The organism is Nitrospira japonica, assembly GCF_900169565.1.
In the GTDB taxonomy this organism is placed as follows: domain Bacteria; phylum Nitrospirota; class Nitrospiria; order Nitrospirales; family Nitrospiraceae; genus Nitrospira_C; species Nitrospira_C japonica_A.
Genome location: NZ_LT828648.1, coordinates 2,236,953 through 2,258,160 on the forward strand (window position 1 = coordinate 2,236,953; position 21,208 = coordinate 2,258,160).

Annotated in this window: 19 protein-coding genes; 13 read left to right on the forward strand and 6 right to left on the reverse strand. The window is 59.0% G+C overall.

What is annotated here, in order from left to right:
- The first annotated feature begins 1 nt into the window (after window position 1).
- From NSJP_RS10835 to NSJP_RS10855, 5 genes are all read left to right on the forward strand, one after another.
- A complete protein-coding gene (locus NSJP_RS10835; RefSeq protein WP_080886915.1) occupies window positions 2–625 on the forward strand; it encodes a type IV pilus inner membrane component PilO in 624 nt (207 codons plus the stop codon).
- Between the two features lie 23 nt (window positions 626–648).
- On the forward strand, window positions 649–1,254 hold the full coding sequence (locus NSJP_RS10840) for a pilus assembly protein PilP (protein WP_231989537.1): 606 nt from the start codon (window positions 649–651) through the stop codon (window positions 1,252–1,254).
- Window positions 1,251–3,218: a type IV pilus secretin family protein gene (gene pilQ / locus NSJP_RS10845; RefSeq protein WP_080886917.1), complete on the forward strand. Its 1,968-nt coding sequence runs from the start codon at window positions 1,251–1,253 to the stop codon at window positions 3,216–3,218. The genes NSJP_RS10840 and pilQ overlap by 4 nt, the downstream gene beginning before the upstream one ends.
- A gap of 243 nt (window positions 3,219–3,461) precedes the next feature.
- Entirely contained in the window at window positions 3,462–4,634 is a 1,173-nt protein-coding gene (aroB, locus tag NSJP_RS10850; RefSeq protein ID WP_080886918.1) for a 3-dehydroquinate synthase, read from the forward strand.
- 25 nt (window positions 4,635–4,659) lie between these two features.
- Entirely contained in the window at window positions 4,660–5,925 is a 1,266-nt protein-coding gene (locus NSJP_RS10855; RefSeq protein ID WP_080886919.1) for a GAF and ANTAR domain-containing protein, read from the forward strand.
- Between the two features lie 34 nt (window positions 5,926–5,959).
- Here the strand turns inward: NSJP_RS10855 and NSJP_RS10860 are convergent, their stop codons facing one another.
- Window positions 5,960–6,880 carry a hypothetical protein gene (locus NSJP_RS10860; protein ID WP_080886920.1) on the reverse strand — a complete coding sequence of 307 codons (921 nt, stop codon included), beginning with the start codon at window positions 6,878–6,880 and terminating at the stop codon, window positions 5,960–5,962.
- Window positions 6,881–7,470: 590 nt separating this feature from the next.
- Between NSJP_RS10860 and NSJP_RS10865 the strand changes: the two genes are divergently transcribed.
- From NSJP_RS10865 to NSJP_RS10900, 8 genes are all read left to right on the forward strand, one after another.
- A complete protein-coding gene (locus tag NSJP_RS10865) occupies window positions 7,471–8,685 on the forward strand; it encodes a hypothetical protein (protein ID WP_155970103.1) in 1,215 nt (404 codons plus the stop codon).
- Window positions 8,686–8,804: 119 nt separating this feature from the next.
- On the forward strand, window positions 8,805–10,118 hold the full coding sequence (gene urtA / locus NSJP_RS10870; protein WP_080888566.1) for an urea ABC transporter substrate-binding protein: 1,314 nt from the start codon (window positions 8,805–8,807) through the stop codon (window positions 10,116–10,118).
- A 74-nt stretch (window positions 10,119–10,192) separates the two neighbouring features.
- Window positions 10,193–11,749 carry an urea ABC transporter permease subunit UrtB gene (gene urtB / locus NSJP_RS10875; protein ID WP_080886922.1) on the forward strand — a complete coding sequence of 519 codons (1,557 nt, stop codon included), beginning with the start codon at window positions 10,193–10,195 and terminating at the stop codon, window positions 11,747–11,749.
- A gap of 21 nt (window positions 11,750–11,770) precedes the next feature.
- A complete protein-coding gene (gene urtC / locus NSJP_RS10880) occupies window positions 11,771–12,910 on the forward strand; it encodes an urea ABC transporter permease subunit UrtC (RefSeq protein WP_080886923.1) in 1,140 nt (379 codons plus the stop codon).
- Entirely contained in the window at window positions 12,907–13,671 is a 765-nt protein-coding gene (gene urtD, locus NSJP_RS10885; RefSeq protein ID WP_080886924.1) for an urea ABC transporter ATP-binding protein UrtD, read from the forward strand. The genes urtC and urtD overlap by 4 nt, the downstream gene beginning before the upstream one ends.
- Window positions 13,664–14,374: an urea ABC transporter ATP-binding subunit UrtE gene (urtE, locus tag NSJP_RS10890; protein WP_080886925.1), complete on the forward strand. Its 711-nt coding sequence runs from the start codon at window positions 13,664–13,666 to the stop codon at window positions 14,372–14,374. The genes urtD and urtE overlap by 8 nt, the downstream gene beginning before the upstream one ends.
- 364 nt (window positions 14,375–14,738) lie before the next feature.
- Window positions 14,739–15,080 carry a CC0125/CC1285 family lipoprotein gene (locus tag NSJP_RS10895; protein ID WP_155970105.1) on the forward strand — a complete coding sequence of 114 codons (342 nt, stop codon included), beginning with the start codon at window positions 14,739–14,741 and terminating at the stop codon, window positions 15,078–15,080.
- A gap of 80 nt (window positions 15,081–15,160) precedes the next feature.
- Window positions 15,161–16,438 carry an outer membrane beta-barrel protein gene (locus tag NSJP_RS10900; RefSeq protein WP_172834283.1) on the forward strand — a complete coding sequence of 426 codons (1,278 nt, stop codon included), beginning with the start codon at window positions 15,161–15,163 and terminating at the stop codon, window positions 16,436–16,438.
- Between the two features lie 63 nt (window positions 16,439–16,501).
- On the opposite strand, the gene NSJP_RS10905 is transcribed toward NSJP_RS10900, so the two are convergent.
- From NSJP_RS10905 to NSJP_RS10925, 5 genes are all read right to left on the reverse strand, one after another.
- Window positions 16,502–17,416 (reverse strand): urease accessory protein UreD, encoded by a 915-nt coding sequence (locus NSJP_RS10905; protein ID WP_080886928.1) that lies wholly within the window; start codon window positions 17,414–17,416, stop codon window positions 16,502–16,504.
- Window positions 17,413–18,051, reverse strand: a complete 639-nt coding sequence (ureG, locus tag NSJP_RS10910; protein WP_080886929.1) for an urease accessory protein UreG — start codon at window positions 18,049–18,051, stop codon at window positions 17,413–17,415. Before ureG ends, NSJP_RS10905 begins: the two co-directional genes overlap by 4 nt.
- Window positions 18,052–18,069: 18 nt before the next feature.
- The gene (locus NSJP_RS10915) at window positions 18,070–18,738 is read right to left on the reverse strand and encodes an urease accessory protein UreF (RefSeq protein WP_080886930.1); all 669 of its coding nucleotides are present in this window, start codon (window positions 18,736–18,738) and stop codon (window positions 18,070–18,072) included.
- A gap of 100 nt (window positions 18,739–18,838) precedes the next feature.
- Window positions 18,839–19,459, reverse strand: coding sequence for an urease accessory protein UreE (gene ureE / locus NSJP_RS10920; protein WP_080886931.1), 621 nt, complete (start codon window positions 19,457–19,459; stop codon window positions 18,839–18,841).
- A 17-nt stretch (window positions 19,460–19,476) separates the two neighbouring features.
- Window positions 19,477–21,195 carry an urease subunit alpha gene (locus NSJP_RS10925; protein ID WP_080886932.1) on the reverse strand — a complete coding sequence of 573 codons (1,719 nt, stop codon included), beginning with the start codon at window positions 21,193–21,195 and terminating at the stop codon, window positions 19,477–19,479.
- Between the last annotated feature and the right edge of the window lie 13 nt (window positions 21,196–21,208).

The window sequence follows — 21,208 nt, forward strand, 5'->3', positions numbered from 1 at the left end:
GATGACCTTGCCTGCGATCAATCTGGAAGTGCTGCGCACCGTCCCGCTGGCGCAGAAAATCGGATTGCTGGTGCTGACGCTGGCCGGCATAGTGGTGGGATTCTACTACTACATCGTGGAACCAAAGACGACCGAGATCGCCGGGCTCCAGTCTGAAATCAGCAAGCTTGATGGAGACATCCAAACCCTGTCCATCAAGGTCAAACATCTCGACGAATTGATCGCCGCGAGCAAGCAATTGGAAATCGAACTGGCCAAAAAGAAGGAGCGTCTCCCGCCGGAAGAGGAGGCGGTGATGCTGCTCAAACAGGTTTCCGATCTCGCGATCCGCCTTGGACTTGACGTGAAGCTCTGGAGGCCGAGCGTGAAGTCGGAGGATCCTTCAAAACTCTTTGTGAGGATGCCGGTGAACGTAGAAGTTGCCGGCGGATACCATACGGCGGCTCTTTTCTTTGACCGGATCAACAGTTTGCCCAGGATTGTGACCGTGTCGGGTGTAAAGATGGGAAGCCCCAAGAGCGATAAAGGCCGCGTTGTCACGCAGACGGTATTTGATTTGATCGCGTATGCGGCGCCTCAGGAATCCAAGACCGTGGCGGCGGTGCCGGCAACTCAGGGCAAGTGAAGGCGGTTAACCACGTGAAGGTGATGCTCGTGTTCCAGGTAACAAAGGCGACCGCGCTGTTGGCAGGCTGCTGCGTCATCGTCTTATCCGGCGAAATCGCGTTGAGTCAGCCGGGCCTGGCGATCAACGCCAAGCAGGTGGCACCAATGCGGCAGGATTCCGTGAAGATGCCGTCTCCCGCCGATATGGGGATCCGGTCTACCTCGGATGTCGTGCCTTCCGTGTCGGAAGGTCTCGCGCCGCAGGTCGATCCCCAGCAACCGTCCGTATCCTTGTCGGTCAACGGGTATGATCCCTCCGGACGTCGAGACCCGTTCGCTCCGGTGCTTCAGCAACTCGTGCCGGGTCAGATCGACCTTACGGTGCCTCCACTGCAGCGGATCGGATTGACCGACATGAATCTGATCGCCGTCATTTGGGGAGCCTACGGGTACACCGCGATGGTCCAAATGCCTGACGGTAATGGTTACGCTGTGAGAAAAGGGACGCGCATCGGGCCAAACAATGGCGTGGTCAGCGCCATCACCGAAAAGGGAATTGTGGTTCAGGAACGGTTCACCGATGTCTATGGGCGAAAGCAAGAGCGGGAGTACGTCAAGCTCCTCCATCCGAAAGAGGGTTCAGAATGACACCTAAGACGATGCACACAACCACGGTCGTTCGCATTCTTTCTGCGGTGGGGGCGGTCGGCCTCCAGCTGTCGATCCCCTCGCTGGGTATCCCGGCCGACCTCGACAACAGTCAGCCTGCGCTCTCAGTGGACGCGGCCTCAGCGATCGATTCGGCCGTCTCTCCAATTGAGGAGCCTGCCCGCAGCCTGACCGCCATCGACATTCAACGGAATCTCCAGGATGTGTCCGTGACGATCGCCGGAGATGGATCCTTGCTCCATGAAGCCAATCTCGTGGCAGGTCGTCGGCTCGTCATCGATGTGCCGAACGTGACCTCGACGATCCGAAAGCCGGTCTGGACGGTCAATCATCCTTTGCTTCGCCGGGTGCGCGTAGGAACCTATGCGGAAAAAGTGAGAGTCGTCCTCGACATGAACGCGGATGCTGAATATGCAGTTCAAGCACGCGGCAACAGTCTCGTCGTCAGTTTGAAGGGGAACGTCGCCGATCAGAGTGAACGAGTCGAGAGCGGAGATCGTCAGACCCTTCTCAACAACCGTGCCGAAATGTTGGAACGGACCGCCAATCTTATCGCCAGGCAGGAAGACGTCCGGACTGTGCGGACGTCCAATCTTCAGCGAATCCCCGCTGCGTTCCGTGTTCGGCCCGCCCAGATGATGGTCGGAGGAGAGGAGTCTGAAAAAAGCACGCCCAAAGAAGATCTGGTGCTCGGGGAAACACGATACGTGGGGCGACGGATTTCGCTGGATTTTCAGCAGGCCGACATCAGCAATGTCCTGCGGTTGATCGCCGAGGTAAGCGGTTTCAATATCGTTGTGGGCGAGGGCGTCAAGAGCAAGGTCACCATGAAGCTGGTCAGCGTCCCTTGGGACCAGGCACTTGATATGATCCTGAAGATGAACGGTTTGGGAAAGATCAGGCAAGGAAACATTCTTTGGGTCGACTCCCTGTCGAACATTGCCAGACAGGAGGATGAAGAGGCTCGAGCCAAGGATGCCAAGACCAAGGCCGAAGAACTGGTCGATCGTGTGTTCTATGTCCGAAATCTTCAGGCGCAGGAACTCATGACGGCGCTTCGCCAGAATTTGAGCCCGAGGGGTGTCATGCAGATCAGTCAGGGCACGAACGCCCTGGTGGTCAGAGACACCGAGAGCAAGATGAACGTACTCAAGCAGTTGATCGACGGATTGGACCTCGCCGTGCCTCAAGTTCAGATCGAGGCCCGTATCGTCCAGGCCGACACCACCTATTCTCGGTCTCTCGGCGTTCAGTGGGGTGTTCAGAACCTCAATTCCGGCCAGTCGTTTGGGGTGGCCAACTTCAGATCGGGAACGGCCGGTCCGTTCGGAGCCCAGACGTCGGACTTTCTCGTAAATCTTCCCGCCACCGTCGGAGGTTTAGTCACGACGCCGGGCGCCGGGTTCACGTTCGGAAAGGCGGATGGCGCGATGCTCGATGTGCGGCTTTCCGCGGGAGAACTGTTGGGGCTGAGCAAGGTCATCGCTGCGCCGAAGGTGACGACGCTCGACAAACGTGAAGCCAAGATCTCACAGGGCGAATCGATTCCGTTCCAAACGACATCGTTGCAAGGAACGCAGACGACATTCGTTGACGCGAACCTCGAGTTGAACGTGACGCCGCAGATCACGTCGCGTGACCCGAAAGAGATCGGCAAGCAGATCCTGATGCGCGTGCGGGCAACGAGAAACGCCGTGGGAGCGCGCAGCAATCCGGCCGGTCCCAGCATCGACCGTCGCGAAGCCAACACCCAGGTGATCATCCGGGACGGTGAGACGATGGTCATCGGCGGGGTGTTCATCGACACTCAGAACAATAACGTGGCAGGAGTCCCGTACCTTTCCCGAATTCCTGTGCTCGGCTGGCTCTTCAAATCGAAGTCGGAATCTGTGGCCAAACAGGAACTGTTGATCTTCCTGACCCCGTCCATCGTCAAGACGTAACCCGCCACTCGATCGTCTTCAGTCTTTGGAAGGCCGAGCTGAGAGCAGCTCGGCCTTCCGTACTTTTCGCGTTCTATCAGATGAACCGGCCGCGGCCTCAGCGTGTGATCGTTTCGGGCTTCTGACCTTTCGCCCGTACCTCGGTTGTGTTACTATCCCATCTCTCGTAAGCCATTGATATATCGTTCAAGATTTGAAATCCTTTGGACATTTCCCAGCCTCGCCCATACCACCTGCTGAAGAATGAAGCTAAAAACGTCCGATAAAGTTTCCAACGTCCCGTTTCAGGCTGAAAAAGTTGTCCGGGTGGATTTGGGAATGCGGAGTTATGAGATTGCCGTCGAACCCGGGTTATTGCCAACCGTCGGGAGCCGTCTTGCAGGGCTCACGCGTGGCCGTAAAGTGGGAATCGTGACCGACACCCATGTGGCATCCCGCTACCTCACAGGGCTTCGCCGTTCTCTTTCGAGAGAGGGACTGGAGCCGGTCGCGATCATTCTTCCTCCGGGAGAACGATCGAAGACCTTGAGGACCGCGGGCACGGTGCTGGATGTACTCGCCCGCCACAAGTTCGATCGCCAATCGATGCTGGTCGCGCTCGGAGGCGGGGTCGTTGGCGACATCACCGGCTTTGCCGCGGCGATCTATCTGCGAGGAATCCCTTTCGTCCAGATTCCCACTACCCTGGTGGCACAAGTGGATTCCAGTGTAGGCGGCAAGACCGGTGTGGATCATCGATTGGGCAAAAACCTGATCGGGGCTTTTCATCAACCGCGCGCGGTGTTCATCGACCCCGACACGCTTCGGACGCTGCCGCGGCGAGAATGGGTGGCCGGATTGGCGGAGGTGATCAAGTACGGCATTATCGCCGATGAAGCCATGTTTTCCAGCCTGGAGCGGACCATGCCGGCTCTGTTGAAACTGGATCTATCCGCCGTTGTGCCGGTGATTGTTCGATCGTGCGAGATCAAAGCGCAAATCGTCGTCGAGGATGAGAGGGAAACGGACCGGCGGAGGACTCTGAACTACGGCCATACGATCGGACATGCCTTGGAGTCGTTGGGAGGTTACCGCGGCCTGATACACGGGGAGGCGGTCGGTATCGGGCTGGTCCAGGAGGCGAGCGTGGCCTCGTTTATGGGGTTGTGCGGAGAGGACGTCGTGAACCGGATCACGTCACTGGTACGGCTTGCCGGGCTTGCGGATCAGATGGGTCCTGTTTCTCTGCCGAGTCTCTGGGAAGCGATGCTTCACGACAAAAAGGCCGTGGCCGGTCAGGTCATCGGCGTGTGGCCTGTGCGGATCGGTGAGACCGTCATCAAGCCGGTCGACAAGAAAGTCTTCGGGGACTGGTACAAAAAGCGAGTCAAGCATACCAAGGGCCTCAGGGCTCGCAATCAGCGGAGTATCTTGTAAGCCGCATCAGTTGGGATGATCATCCATGGCGTCGACACGTCCGTTATCCATCGCGCAGCTTGAGCAAGCCTTCCGGGAAAAGTCCCGCGAAGTCGATGTCTTGCATCGGATTACCGATTCCATCAGCAATACGTTGGACCTTGAAGCGGTTCTCAAACACATCGTCGAAGTCGTGGTTGAAGTCACCAAGGCCGACGCGTGTCTCTTATATCTGTTGTCCGACAAGGGCGACGAACTCATTCTTCGGGCTTCGAAGAACCCTCATCCGAAGCTGATCGGACGCATCACCATCGGCATGGGCGAAGGTATTACCGGTTGGGTCGCGCAGGAGCGCACCAGGGTGGTGATTCCGAGCAATGCCAGCGACGATTCCCGCTTCAAGTTTTTTCATAATCTTCCGGAAGATCGGCACCAGGCCTTCGTGTCCGTCCCCATCATGGCCAAGAAGGAAGTGGTCGGGGTCATCAACGTGCAACATCGGCGGCCCAAACGGTATCGCCCCGATGAACTGGCATTGCTCTCCACCATCGCCAATCAGGTGGGAGGTGCCATCGAAAATGCGCGTTTGTATGAGCAAATGCGACGCAAAGCATTGCAGGTCGAAACGCTGTCCCAGGTGTCCGAAACGGTCGCGTCGAATCGGCTCATCGAGGACGTCCTGCAGTTGCTCGTTACCATGACGGCGCAAATGATGAACTCGAAAATTTGCTCCATCATGTTGCTCGACGGAGCCACCGGAGATCTGCGCATCGAAGCGACGCAGAGTCTGAGCGAGCTCTACCGGCGCAAGCCCAATTTGAAGATCGGGCAAAGCATCAGCGGGCGTGCGGTACAAGAACGGCGGCCGATCATCGTGGCCGACGTCATGAAGGAACCGAACTACATGTATCCGGACATGGCGAGGAAGGAAGGACTGTGTTCGCTGTTGTGCGTTCCGATGCTCGTGAGGGAAAAGGCGGTCGGTGTCATCAACAGCTATACCTCTGCGCCGTACTCATTTACGAGCGAGGAGGTCAAGCTGCTGCAGGCGATCGCCAACCAGGCAGCCATCGCAATCGAACATACGACCCTGCTTGAGAAGTCATTTGAAATGCAGGAAGCATTGGCCGTGCGAAAGCTGCTCGATCGCGCCAAAGGCTACCTGATGCGGTCCAAAAAACTGTCTGAAGAAGAAGCTTTCAGGCTCATTCAGCGGCAGAGCATGGATCTCAGAAAGTCGATGCGGGAAATTGCCGAAGCCGTGCTATTGGCGGGAGAACTGGATGAGCGGGCGGACAAACAACGAGGATGAGTGCGAGCGGTCGTCCATTCGCATCGGTCGTGAGCTACGGTGACTTCGGTGTTCCGGAGGGTTTGGGTGGAGCCGGCTGTCTCCGCGTATCTTGATCCGCCAGTTGACGTTTGATGTCTTCCAGTTCCTTTCGCAAAGCTTCCAATTCTGGATCTTTTTTATTCGTGTCTCCCACCTTGGCAGGTGCGCCTTGGGCGGACGCGGGTGCAGGCGCAGCGGGAGGTGGCTGGCGTACGATCTCGCGGCCGGCGTCGAGCGGAAGACCGGCCAGTAATTCGTAATCGATCACCAGCGTCGTATCGGTGGACAGAGCGGTTCGATATTTGTCGTCGCGCTTGGCCGATTCCGGGATGAACATCACGGTGTGATTCAGTAGGCCGGTGCGGTCAGGGACGCGGCGATTGGGCATATTGATGGTATCAGGGCGCTCAACCCGGTATCGATATTGAGTCAAGGTGACGTAGAGCGAGCGGCCGTACGCATAGATGGACCCCGCGGTGGTTTCCGGCGGAGCAAGACGCAACGGGGGCTCGGAGGAACCGACGGCTGCCCCCACCCGTTGAGAATAGACCGGCGGTCCCTGCTGATTGACCGTGAATCCCACCTGCTGGTCGGAAGCGGCGCGGCTCAGTCCGTCTGTGATCAGCGGAGCCAGGTACGCCACGTCTTCTTCAGAAAAAGCCTGTAAGGCATCTGCTTTGCGGACTCCAATATCCTGCAGAAATCCTTGATCGTCCCGTACGAGTACACCGCGCAACACGCGCGCGACTGTGCCGGCGGGAAGCTTGATGGGATGGGCGGCCTGAAAGGAGCGATCGGTGATCCGTTCGAGAACGACGGTGCCGCGATCTGACTCCTGTAGCATGAGATCCAGTTCCGAGGACGTGGCGCAGGCGGCCAGGCTGAGGATGGAAACGACCGCCGCATTACGCAGGAAACTAGAAGGTAACCCCATTCGAAAATCTCGCTCGGGCATCCGTGCAGTCTAGCACACGACCACGGTAGACGATATGGAGGCCTCGATCTCAACCCTTGAAAGTATCCGCTTGACAGGTGGGGGCGGCAGCTTTTATAAGTACGCCCGTCTAACGGCTTCAGCGGCGGACAAGGGAGTCCGAATCTGGACCGCCAAAGACGAGGACATGAGAAAAGGACAATGGCGTCCTTTTGGTCCATCATGTGGGCCGGAAGGGCGCTTTTTTATTTTGAATTGAAGTCTGATCCCAACTGGCCAGGGCATTGAGTCAACCAAGAGGGAGATCCACTGTTATGAAGGGCGGAAGAAAACGTCACCATGTACTTGGAAGCATTGGCGTCGCGGTAGTGACCCTGGCGCTCTTCAGTGCTGTCGCCTCGGCTGCGGAGGCACAGAGCGCGGGAGAATCAACCGGTGCGGGTCGCAAGTCTCGTGAGATGCAGAGTCCCCCTGCCTCATCCGAGCCGTCTATGGGAAATGAAGAAGGACAGAGTGCAGGTGAGTCAACCGGCGGCGGTCGTCTGTCACGTGAAACGCAGACTCCTCCCGCGGTCATCTGCGGAGGGTGCGTGACCCATACTCATGATGCCCAAGCCAAAGGCAGCATCGTTCCATACGGCCGCATCGAATTGGACGGCATCTACAGCACCCGCAATACCAATCCGCTCGATCCCGGTCAATTCAATGGATACGCCACGGCAGCAGGAAAGAGCAGCAATTCCTCCTCGACGTTCAATCCGCGCTACAGCGTCTTCGGTCTTCGTGCCGACCGCACGGACGGCGCCAACGTGATCACCGGCGTGGTCGAAACGGATTTTTATTCGCAGACGGACAACGCGGGAAACATCTCCCCGCGCCTTCGCCTTGCGTTTGCACGGTACTCTCCCAACAACAGCAGGACGAGTGTTACGGCTGGTATGGACTGGACGCCGGTCATGGGCCTGCACCCAAATCTTGTCGACTTTTCGATCATGGGTTACAACGGCAATCTCTGGCAGCGTCTCCCGCAGGTCACGGTTCGGCACCAGTTCAGCGAGCATATCGATGCGCTCGTGACGGTGTTCCGGTTTGAACGAGGGCTGTCGGCGATCCAACCGCAGACGCAGCGGCGTCCGTTCACAGGCAATGGCGTCGGCGGCGTGCCTCCGGTCTCCTGCAACAATCCGACGGGGAACTTTGCCTGTTCCGAGAACGCCTTCAATGATCCCGTCCAGATGCCGTACACGGGAACGAGGTTTGGGTATAACGGAACGGGTAAGCTCCAGGGGATGATGGTGGCGGTGAGTGGTGCCTATCGTTGGTATCGTTCGGCTCCGACGGCCTTGGTCGGTGGTATTCCCTCGGGTCAAGACATCAACTCATATGTAATCGGCGGGGAATTGGTGGTCCCGATCACCAGGCAGTTGAAGTTTTCCGGAGAAATTGCCTACGGTCAGGCACTTGGCGTCGAATTCTTCCGGTTCGGTCAGGATCGCAACCTCGGAACCGGAAAACCGATTCGCACGACGGTGGGATGGGGCGAAATCGATTACGCGCATGATAAAGATACGACTTTTATTGCGGGCTACGGCTTCGACAATCCTCTCAATTCCGATCTGAAAGGGGATGTGGCTGGTCCGGACACCCAGTACCTTCTGAACCATCGCACCTATGTGACGGCCGTTCGTCACATCTGGAGCGACTTCTATATGTCGTTCGAGTGGAACCATCTGATGACCGAATGGTCGACCAATGAACGCTTTGCCGGCGACAACTTCATGTTGTCGACCTGGTACAACTTCTAAACCTGCGTTCCGCCTGACGGCGTTCATCGCCCATGGTCCGGCGTCACGTTCACGGCGAAAGGAATCTGACGATGGAAAATAAGAAGCAACAGACCGAAATTACATCAACCGAGCCATCCATGGACGGCGGTCCGTCCCGACGGGATTTTTTGGTGCGAGGCGCCAGGCTCACGGCCGGCGTTGGTGTGGCGGCCCTGCTGGGGAATCTGGGGCAATGGGCGCTCTCTTATGCGGCGGACAAGGAGCCGATCAAGATCGGCGTGCTTCATTCTTTGAGCGGAACGATGGCGATCAGCGAGGTGTCGCTCCGTGACGTCGTCCTCATGGCCATCGAAGAAATCAATGCAAAAGGTGGCGTGTTGGGACGTCAGGTAAAACCGGTGGTGGTGGATCCGGCTTCCAACTGGGACCTGTTCGCGGAAAAGGCCAAGCAGCTCCTGCTCCAGGACAAAGTGTCCGCCGTATTCGGATGCTGGACCTCGGTGAGCCGCAAGTCCGTCCTGCCCGTGTTCGAAAAAAACAACGGATTGCTGTTCTATCCGGTTCAATACGAGGGAGAAGAGTGCTCCCGGAACGTGTTCTACACTGGGGCGGCGGTGAATCAGCAGGCGGTGCCGGCGGTGGAATATCTGATGAGCAAGGATGGCGGCAGCTACAAGAAGTTCTATTTGCTGGGGACCGATTACGTGTATCCGCGCACCACGAACAAGATCCTCCGTGCCATGCTCCTGGCAAAGCATGTTCCGGAAGCCGGCATCATGGAAGAGTACACCCCGTTTCATCACCAGGACTATCAGACCATCGTCGGCAAGATTAAGAAGTTCGCCGCGGGCGGGGGCGCGGCGGTGATCAGCACCATCAACGGCGACAGCAACGTCCCCTTCTACAAAGAGTTTGCCAATCAGGGGTTGCGGGCCGAAGATGCGCCGATCATGGCATTCAGCGTGGCGGAAGACGAATTGCGCGGGATGGATACGACGGCCCTGGTCGGACACTTGGCGGCCTGGAACTATTATCAGAGCGTCGATACGCCGCAAAACAAGCAGTTCGTCTCGAACTTCAAGGCCTATTGCAAGAAGAACAGTCTGCCGGACGGCGACAAGCGGGTGACGGACGATCCGATCGAAGCGGCGTATTTCGGAGTCTATATGTGGAAGCAGGCGGTCGAGAAGGCCGGCGCCGTCGATGTCGACCAGGTTCGTAAGGCCGTCTACGGCCAGAAGTTTCTCGCGCCGGGCGGCGAGGTCATGATGGACACCGGCAACCATCATACGCACAAGCCGGTGCTCATCGGGGAGATCTTGAAAGACGGACAGTTCAAGGTCGTCTCCCGCTCAAAGGGCCTGGTCAAGCCGGAGCCCTGGAGTGAATACACGAATCCGGACAAGGGCTGTGACTGGATCAGTCATCAGGGCACCTACCAGAAAAAGTAGCCGGTGAGAATACGGCGGGTGACGCGGACGAATGTGGCGTCACCCGCTTGTCATGTTCGGGAGTTCTCTGGATTGTGATACGATCGGGCCGGTTCTCGTCACTCTGCGCAGTCCTCCTCTTGTTGTGTTTGTGTTTTGTTCGAGATCGCGCCGCGGCGACCGAACTCCCGCCGGCTTCCGCTCCCGACTCACCGCTCGAACGGGCATTGAATCAGCTCACCAGCGACGATGAGACCGTCCGTGAGTCGGCGATTCGCACGGTCATCGAACAGGGAGACGTCAGTCTGGTCCCTCGTCTCGACGCGATCCGCGCCAATGCGGATCGCTCGGTCCGGCAAGCCATCAAGCCCGTCATGGACCTGCTGAAGAACCGCGCCAATCTCGAGAGTCCCGACCAAGACGTCCGCCGGTCCGCCGCCACGGATCTCGGGCTGTCCCGTCGCGGGATCGCGATCCCCTGGCTGGAGCGGGCTGCGAACAAGGAAACACACAAATGGGTCCGCTATACGATGGAGGAGTCGGGCGCCCTGCTTCGCCTGGCCGTGGACGATCAGACGACGAAACTCGCGGCCATCGACACATTGGCCGCGCTGTCGAGTCAGAACGCCGTCCCGGGACTCAAGGAACTGGTCGAGGCTGGAGGGACGGTTGACGCGAGCGGTCCCCAGCAAGAATTGTCGCGGGCGGCTGCCGCGGCCATCGAACGGATCGAAACCTGGGCCGCCTGGTCCAACGCCATTGAAACGATCTTCCGCGGGATCAGCCTGAGTTCCATTCTCCTCATCATGTCCGTCGGCCTGGCCATCGTGTTCGGCCTGATGGGCGTGATCAACATGGCCCACGGGGAACTGATGATGGTGGGGGCCTACGGAACTTTCCTGACCCAGGAATTCTTCAAGGCGTTTCTGTCTCCCGCGTTCTTTGACTACTATTTCGTTTTGGCCATGCCGGTCGCATTTCTCTTGGCTGCGGCCTGTGGATTACTGCTGGAAGCGACGGTCATTCGGTTCCTCTACGGCCGGCCGCTGGAGACCATGCTGGCGACGTGGGGAGTCAGCCTGATTCTCATGCAAGCGGCACGGGTATATTTCGGAGATCTGACGGCGGTGGTGGCGCCGGCATGGCTCAGCGGGGGCCAGCAGGTGATGGTCGGGGTCTTTCTCCCCAACAACCGTTTGTTCGTGATCGGGTTATCGGTGATCTGCGTCATGGTCATCTATGCGGTGTTGTTCCGGTCCGCGCTTGGATTGCGCGTCCGCGCCGTGACGCAGAATCGCAACATGAGCGCGTGTCTTGGCATTCCGACCCGGAAAGTCGACGCGTATACGTTCGCCTTCGGATCCGGGCTGGCAGGGATCGCCGGCTGGGCGTTGACCTTGATCGGGAACGTGGAGCCAGGACTGGGCCAGAACTACATCGTCGACTCCTTCATGGTCGTGGTGACCGGCGGTGTGGGCAAGCTCGCCGGGACGATCGTGGCGTCGCTGGGCATCGGCGGGCTCAACAAGCTGCTCGAGCCTGGTCTGGGGGCCGTGTACGGCAAAGTCTGTATTCTCGTCCTGGTCATTCTGTTCCTACAATGGCGACCCTCGGGCCTGTTCGCCGTGAAAGGGCGCCACGCCGACTCCTAGCCGGCTGACGCATCATCTCCCATGGCCGACGCGCGCGACATCCAACCTTCCGCTCCACGCGAAGCGAGCCTGGCGTTCTGGGTCTCGGGGTTCGTATTGCTGGTGGTAATGCCGTTGTTGAACGTCCTGCCGGCCGAAGATTCCTGGTTGCATCTGTCCGACTTCTCGCTGAATCGGTTCGGAAAGTTTCTTGCGTTTGCCATTCTGGCGCTCGGGCTCGATCTGATCTGGGGATACACCGGCATCCTCAGTCTGGGCCAGGGGGTGTTCTTCGGACTCGGAGCGTACTGCATGGGCATGCATCTCATGCTCACGATCGGCAAGGAAAGCGTCTACGGCAGCGACCTGCCTGACTTCATGGTCTGGAACCAAGTCAAGGAACTTCCACTGTTTTGGCAACCGTTCCACAGCTTTCCCCTCGCGGTGCTCGGGGCCGTCCTGGTTCCCACCTTCTTTGCCCTGGTGTTCGGATTTCTGGCGTTTCGCAGCCGGATCAAAGGCGTGTACTTTGCCATCATCACCCAGGCGCTGGCCTTGGTCGCCTGGCTCGTCTTCAATCGAAACGAGACGAATCTCGGCGGCACCAACGGCCTCACCGATTTCAAACAGCTGCTCGGATTCCGCCTCTCCGAACCCGGGACGCAGCGGGCGTTGTACGTGATCACGGTGCTCTGTCTCGGAGGCGCCTATCTGCTGTGCCAGTGGATCATCCGGTCACGAGCCGGAAGAGTGCTCATCGCCGTCCGCGACAGCGAACAGCGCGTTGCGTTTTCTGGTTATGCCCCGGCGAACTATAAGCTGTTCGTGTTCGTCGTCGCCGCGGCATTGGCCGGACTGGCGGGGCTGCTCTACGTGCCCCAGGTCGGCATCATCACGCCCGCGCAGATCGGCGTCCTGCCTTCGCTGGAGATGGTCATTTGGGTGGCGGTCGGAGGGCGTGGGACGCTGGCGGGCGCCGTGCTCGGCGCGGTCAGCGTGAACCTGGGCCGCAGCGTGCTGACGAACTATTTTCCCGAGCTGTGGCCGTTTATGCTGGGGGGATTGTTCGTCACGGTGGTGTTGCTGTTTCCTGACGGCCTGGTCGGCATCCTCCACAAACTGAAGGACCGGGTTGCTTCGCGAAAGACCGCTCGGCTGGCCGAAGGAGAGGCACAGATATGAGCGAACGGGGCTCGATCATCTATCTGGAAGGGGTCACCGTCGACTACGACGGCTTTAAGGCGCTCAACAGTCTTAATTTCATCGTGAACTTCAATGAATTGCGCGTCGTGATCGGACCCAACGGCGCGGGAAAAACCACGCTGCTCGACGTCATCTGCGGCAAAGTGAAGCCGGCGGCGGGCCGGGTGATCTTCGGCAAGGATACGGATCTGATAGGCAAGCGGGAAGACGACATCGTCAAGCTCGGAATCGGAAGGAAGTTCCAGGCTCCGTCCATCTACGCGAACCTGACCGTCTGGGAGAATCTCGATCTCTCGTTGAAACGGCCCAGCAAGGGCGTTTTCCACACGCTCTTGAGTCAATCGACCCGAGAAGAACAGGCGAGAATCCACGAGGCGCTGGCCACGATCAGTCTGGAAGGATTTTCGAGGACGCGGGCAGGTTCCTTGTCGCATGGACAGAAGCAGTGGCTGGAGATCGGCATGGTCATCCTGCAGGATCCCTCGTTGCTCCTGGTGGATGAACCGGTCGCCGGCATGACGGACAAGGAGACCGAGCAGACCGGAATCCTCTTGCAGTCTCTCGCGGCCCGCCATGCCATCATCGTGATCGAGCACGACATGGAATTCGTCCGCCAGATCGCGCGGATCGTCACCGTGTTGCACGAAGGCACGGTAATCTGCGAGGGGACGGTCGAAAAGGTGCAGGGCGACGCGCGCGTGCGTGAAATCTACCTGGGGCGGCAGAAAGTGCATGCTTGAGCTGAGCCACATCAACGCCTACTACGGGGAAAGCCACATTCTTCGGAACGTGTCGTTCGCCGTTTCCCCCGGCGAAGTGGCCTGCCTGATGGGGCGCAACGGTGTGGGGAAGACGACCACGCTGAAAGTCATCACGGGGCTGCTGGCGGTCCGGTCCGGAAACTTGAAATTCGATGGAGCGGATGTCACCAAGCTGCCGACCGACCGGAGAGCGCGGCGGGGGTTGGCCTACGTTCCTCAGGGCCGCGAGATCATTCCTCATCTGACGGTGCGGGAAAATCTGCAATTGGGATTTTGGGCGAGGGCCGAGGCGCCCGGACGCGGGGTCGAGCGCGAGGCGTTCGACGAGGTGTATCAACTCTTTCCCAAGCTCACCCACATTCTCCATCGTCCGGGCGGGGTCTTGAGCGGCGGAGAGCAGCAGCAGCTTGCGATCGGGCGGGCCCTGCTCTCGTGTCCGAAACTCCTGCTGCTCGACGAGCCGACTGAAGGCATTCAACCCTCCGTCGTCGATCAGATCGAGGACGTGATCATCCAGTTCAAGAATTCCAGACGGTTCGCCATTCTTCTGGTCGAACAGGGCCTGCATTTTGCCGCTCGATTGGCGGAGAAGTATGTGGTCATGGCCAAGGGGGCGGTCGTGGCCTACGGCAGGAGCGACGAATTGAACGCCGACATGGTCAGGCAGCACCTGACGGTGTGACGGCCCGATGTTTCCACTCCGTCGCGAGACGAATTCGCGCGACTTCCCGTCGATCCACGAGGCCAGTGGGTCCCGACTCTTCGGTCCTTCAGCCATGAATGGCTCCTGATTCATCCGCGTGTTCCCCGCCGCTGGTTCATCGATCATGTCGCGAATTCCATGCCGACAGAGTATGATCTTTCTCGGCATCGAGCAAAAGTGAATGCACGAGGAAGACAATCTCCATCAACCGGTGGAACTGCGGAGTGATTCATCACGGCAATGTCGGAGGAAGTTGTCCTTTCCGATGATTAGACGGCGCCGGACATTCCAGGTCCGAACTATCTTGGCGAAAAGCGGTCCGGGGCATGTTGTGATATGCGCCATGACGCTGGTCCTAACGGTCACCGGCTGCGCGACCAAACACTACACGCCGTTGGCCGAGGCCGACGACGACCAGGTCGAGCAGCTCACTGAAAACGTCTTTCGAGTCGAATATCGCGTCAGCGCCTTTACGTCCCAGGCGGCATTGGATCGATATTTCCTCCGTCGCTGCGCGGAGCTGACGTTGCGGGAATCCTACGACTATTTCCACGTCGGACGGCGATTCGATATACTCATGCTTTCGCGTCGCACCTCCATGACGCTGACCATGTTCAAAGGGGAAAGACCGGCCGATAATCCGGATCTCATCGACGCCAGGTCGGTGTTGCGCGAGTCCGAATAGTCCAGGAGGCATCCCTGCATGGTGGAACGCAAGACATCCTGATGCATGGCCCGACTGTGTCAGAAGTGGCGCGGCACCGAATGCGACGAGTTTCCGTCCGCGTGTTGGCCTCCTTCTTTGCTCTGGTTCTGTCCGGGGTGACGGGATACGTCATTGACGCGAGGGCTGACGGACCGGTCCATGTTCCCTTCGAGCGATTGGAACATCTGGGCTTACGGGTGAAAGAAACGGAAGAGGCGATTGAGAAGACCATTGTGTCGAAATCCTTAGGTCTCAAGTTCTACGGATACCTCGAGGGTTCGTATACCCAGAATTTCAATAATCCATCCAACCGCATCAACCAGCTGCGAATTTTTGACGTGAATTCCAACGAATTTCGACCGAATCTTGCGCAGTTGGTGCTGGAGCGTGAAGCCAAGTCCGACGGTTCTGGGCTCGACCGGCTGGGAGGCAAGGTCAAGTTCAATGCCGGGCGCGATTCGGATTTCATCGGAGGCATGAATCTGAGCGATTGGGCGGATTTTCAGGAGGTCTATGCCCAATACATCGTACCGGTGGGTGCGGGTTTAGACATCAAGCTGGGTCAGGTGAACAGCCTGGTGGGGTATGAGGTCGTCGAAAGCCCCTATAATGGGAATTATTCACGGTCATGGCTGTTCGGTCTCGGCCAGCCCTTTACAACTCGCGGTGTACGCGGCACCTATGCTTTCGACAAACATGTGTCCCTCTCTGTCGGTGTGATCGCGTTCATCAATTCGGCTCGCGCCAATACGCGATACGATCCCTTGACGGAAGCGGCATTGACGATCTCCCCCTCCGATCGTGTCACCCTGGTGCTCTACAACCTGCTTGGACAAAGGCCGGGTGCCGTTGGCACGCCGGGAGGCATGCTCGTTCAGGTTGGTGGTTATCTCAGTCTGCACCTGACGGATCGGGCATCGGCTATCATCGAATCCTACTATGCGAATCAGGCTAACAGCAGCACAATCAGCCCCGCCGGCAACGCGCGGTGGAACGGAGTCGCAGGGTACTTGATCTACGATATGACCAAAGAATGGGGCATTCGTGTGCGAAGCGAGCTCTATGAAGATGCGGGAGGATTCACGACCTGTGAAGGAACGACAGCGTACCAACCAAGAGCGAACGTCTGTTTCGGGGCCACGTCGACCACGTCGGCGCCTCCGGTCGGGCAGACCTTGTGGGAGGTGACGACGACGCTTCAATACAAACCGTTCAAGTCGTTGACGACCCGGTTGGAGTATCGGTACGACAAGTCCAATCAGCACGTCTTCCAGATTGGAGAACGAGCAGCCACTTACCAACCCACTCTCTCGCTGGACGTGATCTATCTCTTTTAACCGTCAGATCAGTGGCGTAGACAGCGAACCACTGTTCTGGGCCGGAAGGCGGTAGGGAATACGTCATCGCCATGCGGATTTTGGCTGGACGGACGCTCCGGTCACCGTTCGGCGGACAATGGACCAGAACTCCCGGACCCGGGCCTGCACCGGTTCGGATTCCTGGCCGAGGACTTTAAAGACCAGACCGGCGTCGTTGGGAAGTCGTGACGCACCGGCGGCCCACTGTTCCTCCCGATTCACGATCGCGGGCACCTGGCTGAAGACCGCGTCCGCGTGGTGCCGGGGCGTCAGCAACAGCACGTTGGCAAACACGTCGTACGCGCCCATGACTCCCACCTGCCGCACGTCGTGCACGCGGGGTTCGATGACGAACTTCTCGGTGAACAACTCGGTGCCGTCGGGTCGTTGTCCCCGGACGGTGGAAGAGAGCACGTCGTACTGAAACAACTCTCCCTCATTGTGGTGCTTGCGTCCCCCCATCAAGATCTCCGAATAGAGCGCCGTGGCGGTGGGATGCACGTCCATGCGCGTGAAGGCGGCGAAACGGGCCTGCGCATGGGGGATGATCGGGTCGGGGAGATATTCCAGGTAGGCGTTCTCGCCCAATACGATGCGTTGTGTCTGGGCGGCATAGTTGGCATCCATCGAATGGATCTTGGTGGCGGCTTGCGTTGTGATGTGCGCCCGCGCGTCGGGCGCGAGGTCGATTTCAATGTTGAATCGGTCGCCTTGCAGGATGCTGCCGGTGGTCGTGATCATGAACACGCATGGCAGGTCGGGGAGCGCCTCGTCCCAGTACAGCGCCTGCTGCACGAGAAGCGGAGCACGCCGATCGAGATGCGCCAGGACGGTGCGATCCCCCCGGCGTTCGAAACCGAGACGCAGGAATGCATTCTTGCCCACGGCGCCGCTCGGCATCTGCGAGGGCTCATCCTGAAACGAGGTTAATTCGGGCAGGTGACGAAACGCGGTCATGTGTGCGTCTTGCCGAACGTCATGTCGAACAGCACATTCTGCTGGATGAGTGTGACCAGGTCCATGATGCCTTCGCCGGTCTTGCAATTCGTGAAGACGAAGGGCTTCTCGCCCCGCATCATTTTTGAATCTTTGTCCATCACCTGCAGGCTCGCGCCCACGTAGGGAGCGAGGTCGGTCTTGTTGATGACCAAAATATCGGACTGGGAAATGCCGGGGCCGTTTTTCCGTGGAATCTTGTCGCCCGCGGCGACGTCGATCACATAAATAAAGAAATCGACCAATGCGGGACTGAAGGTCAGGGTGAGATTGTCGCCGCCGCTCTCGATGAGCACGAAATCGCTGTCGGGGAAGCGGGATTCCATGTCTTCCACGGCCGCAAGATTCATGCTGGGATCCTCGCGCACGGCCGTATGCGGACAGGCCCCGGTTTCCACTCCGATAATCCGCTCCTCGAGCAGGATGCCTTTCAGGGTGCGCTGGACGTGCTTGGCATCTTCCGTCGTGACGATATCATTGGTAATGATCAGGACCTTGACGCCCATGTTGACGAAGATGGGCGTCATGGCTTCGATGATGGCGGTCTTTCCGGATCCAACCGGGCCGCCTACGCCGATTCGTGTGATTTTCTTCATGATGCGCCTTATGGAGGGTTAGTTCATGAACATTCGCACGTGCGCCTTCACGTGCGCCGCCGCCATGACATCGAGCGAAGGTGAAAATGTCGCCATGTCGTCGAGCGTGGCCCCCGAGACGCGCGCGTATTCCGCTTCCGCCGTCGCGTTGACCTCGAAGAGAATGGATTGCGCGTCCAGATGATGAATCTTCATCAAGCGCAATGACGCGCTCACGATCATGCTGGCCGTCCCGTACTGGTGCGCGGCGAAGGCATCGTGCTCGGGCAGGTTCAGTTCGGCGAACAGAAGCCCGAGACAGACCGGATAGGTGCCGGGTGTTTCTTTGCGTTCGATGTGCCCCAACCAGTTCGTCACGAGCGGCGTTCGGTTCAGATGGCTCGACAGTTCAGCCAGCTTCTTTCCCATTCGCACGCTCATGGTCCTCATCTCTTCGTTGATCTTGCGGTTGAAGAGGGCGGTGTCGGCTCGCAGCGCGTCACGCAGGTCATGCGCGCGGGCCGCTCGGTGCGCCGCCAACAAGGCGATGGCATCCGAGGAGGCCGATTGGCGGGTGGCGGTCATGACGAATTGGCGCAGGGTCTCGAGGTCGCGAACAAACTGGAGTTGAATGGCGGATTCCAGCCCGTTTGAAAAAGAAAACGCCCCGACCGGCACGACCGAGTCTCCAAACTGCAGGACGCGCATCAACTCGGTGATCGTGAGCCGTAAATCCCGGCCGGGGACGGTCGAAGACGGAGAGTGGGTTGGCTGAGCATGCCCGGGAGAATCGGGGCCAGGCGCGTGCTTAATGGGCATGATCGTGCGGATGCCCGTGTCCGTGCGGGTGAGCATGGTCATGCGAATGATCGTGCCCGTCTTCGTGAGAGTGAACCGGTCCCTCTGCTCCGCCGAACAGGCGACGGGATTCATGGGGGGCGAGATAGGGAATGACCTCGGATCCGGGAACAAAGTGATACGTGATCCCGCGAAAGGCATGCGTCTTCATGACAGAGGCCATGACTTTCTGATCAACCGTCAGAGGAACATAGATGCGATCGCCCTTGACCACCGCCGGCCAGTGCTGATTGCCCAGGGCATGGCCCAATTCCACGCAGGTGCGAATCAGGATGTCCGATGCATGCGTCTGCAGCGCGGTCAATTCGACCACCATCACGTCTTTGAGACTGACCCGAGCGACGATAGCGGCCTGTCGCGATTCCTCCCACATCAGCACGTCGCCGTCGCGCAGGAGGATGCCGCGGGGCAACGAGATGGCCACGTCGACACCGTTCTGACTCAGCTTCCGCAGGCGGCTCTTTTGCGCCTCCCACTGATCGAGCGCCAGCCAGTCCAGCGTTGCGTGCTGCAGGCGTGCGCTCCATGCGCTTTCGTGAATGTTGCCGATGATGGCTTCGATGACAAGCATAGGAGTGATATGGCGGCTCAGCTGAAAAAGTACAGCTGGTTCAGGGAGATGGATGTTGCCGGTTTGACGGTCGCGTGGACCCCGTCCACCTTGACGGCAAACGTTTCAGGATTCACCTCGATTTTCGGCGTCAGTCCGTTGCGAACCATGTCACGCTTCGTAATCGTGCGTGTGCCGTAGACCGGCATGACTTTGCGCTTCAGGTCCAGCTTCTCCGCGATCCCGTTGTCATAGGCGGCCCGCGAGACGAAGCTGATGCAGGTCTCGGGCAGGGCCCTGCCGAACGCACCGAACATCGGACGGTAGGTCACCGGCTGAGGCGTCGGCAGGGACGCGTTCGGATCCCCCATGATCGACCAGTTGATCAGGCCGCCTTTGATGACCATCTTGGGTTTGGCGCCGAACATGGCCGGTTCCCACAGGACAAGATCGGCCATTTTCCCCGGAGTGATCGAGCCCACGACGTGGGAAATGCCCTGGGTGATCGCCGGATTGATCGTCACCTTCGCCACGTAGCGCAAGACACGGAAGTTGTCGTTATTCGGAGCATCCTCCGGCAGCTTGCCGAGGCCCTTTTTCATCGCATCCGCCGTCTGCATCGCACGGAGCCAGTTCTCACCCACGCGGCCCATGGCCTGCGAGTCGCTCGAAAACATGGAGATCACGCCCATGTCGTGGAGGACGTTTTCGGCGGCGATCGTCTCGGGTCTGACCCGGCTCTCGGCAAACGCCACGTCCGACGGCACCTTGGGATTGAGATTGTGGCAGACCATGATCATGTCGAACAATTCCGCCATCGTGTTGATTCCGTAGGGCAGGGTCGGATTCGTGGAGCTGGGCAACACGTTGAGTTCGCCCGCCACCTTGATGATGTCGGGCGCGTGGCCGCCTCCGGCGCCTTCGGTGTGATAGGTGTGGATCGTGCGGCCTTCGAAGGCTGCGATGGTGTCTTCGACAAACCCGCCCTCATTGAGGGTGTCGGTGTGGATGCAGACCTGCACATCCATGTCGTCGGCGACCGAGAGGCTGGCTCGAATCGTGGACGGGGTGGTTCCCCAATCTTCGTGGATCTTGAAGCCAGCGGCGCCTGCCAATACCTGCTCCACCAGCGGCGCCTTGCCCGAACAATTGCCCTTGCCGAGAAATCCGAAGTTGATCGGCAACCCCTCGACCGCCCGAAGCATCATCTCCATGTTCCACCGTCCGGAGGTGATGGTCGTGCCGTTCGTGCCGTCGGTCGGCCCGATGCCGCCGCCGAAGAAGGTGGTCACGCCGTTGCTCAATGCGGCATAGACCTGCTGCGGAGAGATCATATGGATGTGTCCGTCGTTCCCGCCCGCGGTCAGAATCAAGTGCTCGGCGGTGATGGCATCGGTGGCGGGGCCGACCGTGAGTCCGGGCGTCACGCCGTCCATGGTGCCGGGGTTGCCGGCCTTGCCCACGCCGACGATCTTGCCGTCCTTGATGCCGACATCGGCCTTGACGATCCCCAGCAACGCATCCACCACCGTCACGTTGGTGATCACCAGGTCGAGCGCGCCCCCTTCGCTCGTGAGCTGGTTGTCCATTCCCATCCCGTCGCGCAATGTCTTGCCGCCGCCGTAGATGGCCTCATCACCATACACCCGCAGATCCTTCTCGATCTCGATATACAGGTCGGTATCACCCAGGCGAATCTTGTCTCCGACGGTCGGTCCGAACAGACTCGCGTTCTCCTTCCGAGATATCTGTGACATGCGTCTATCCTCT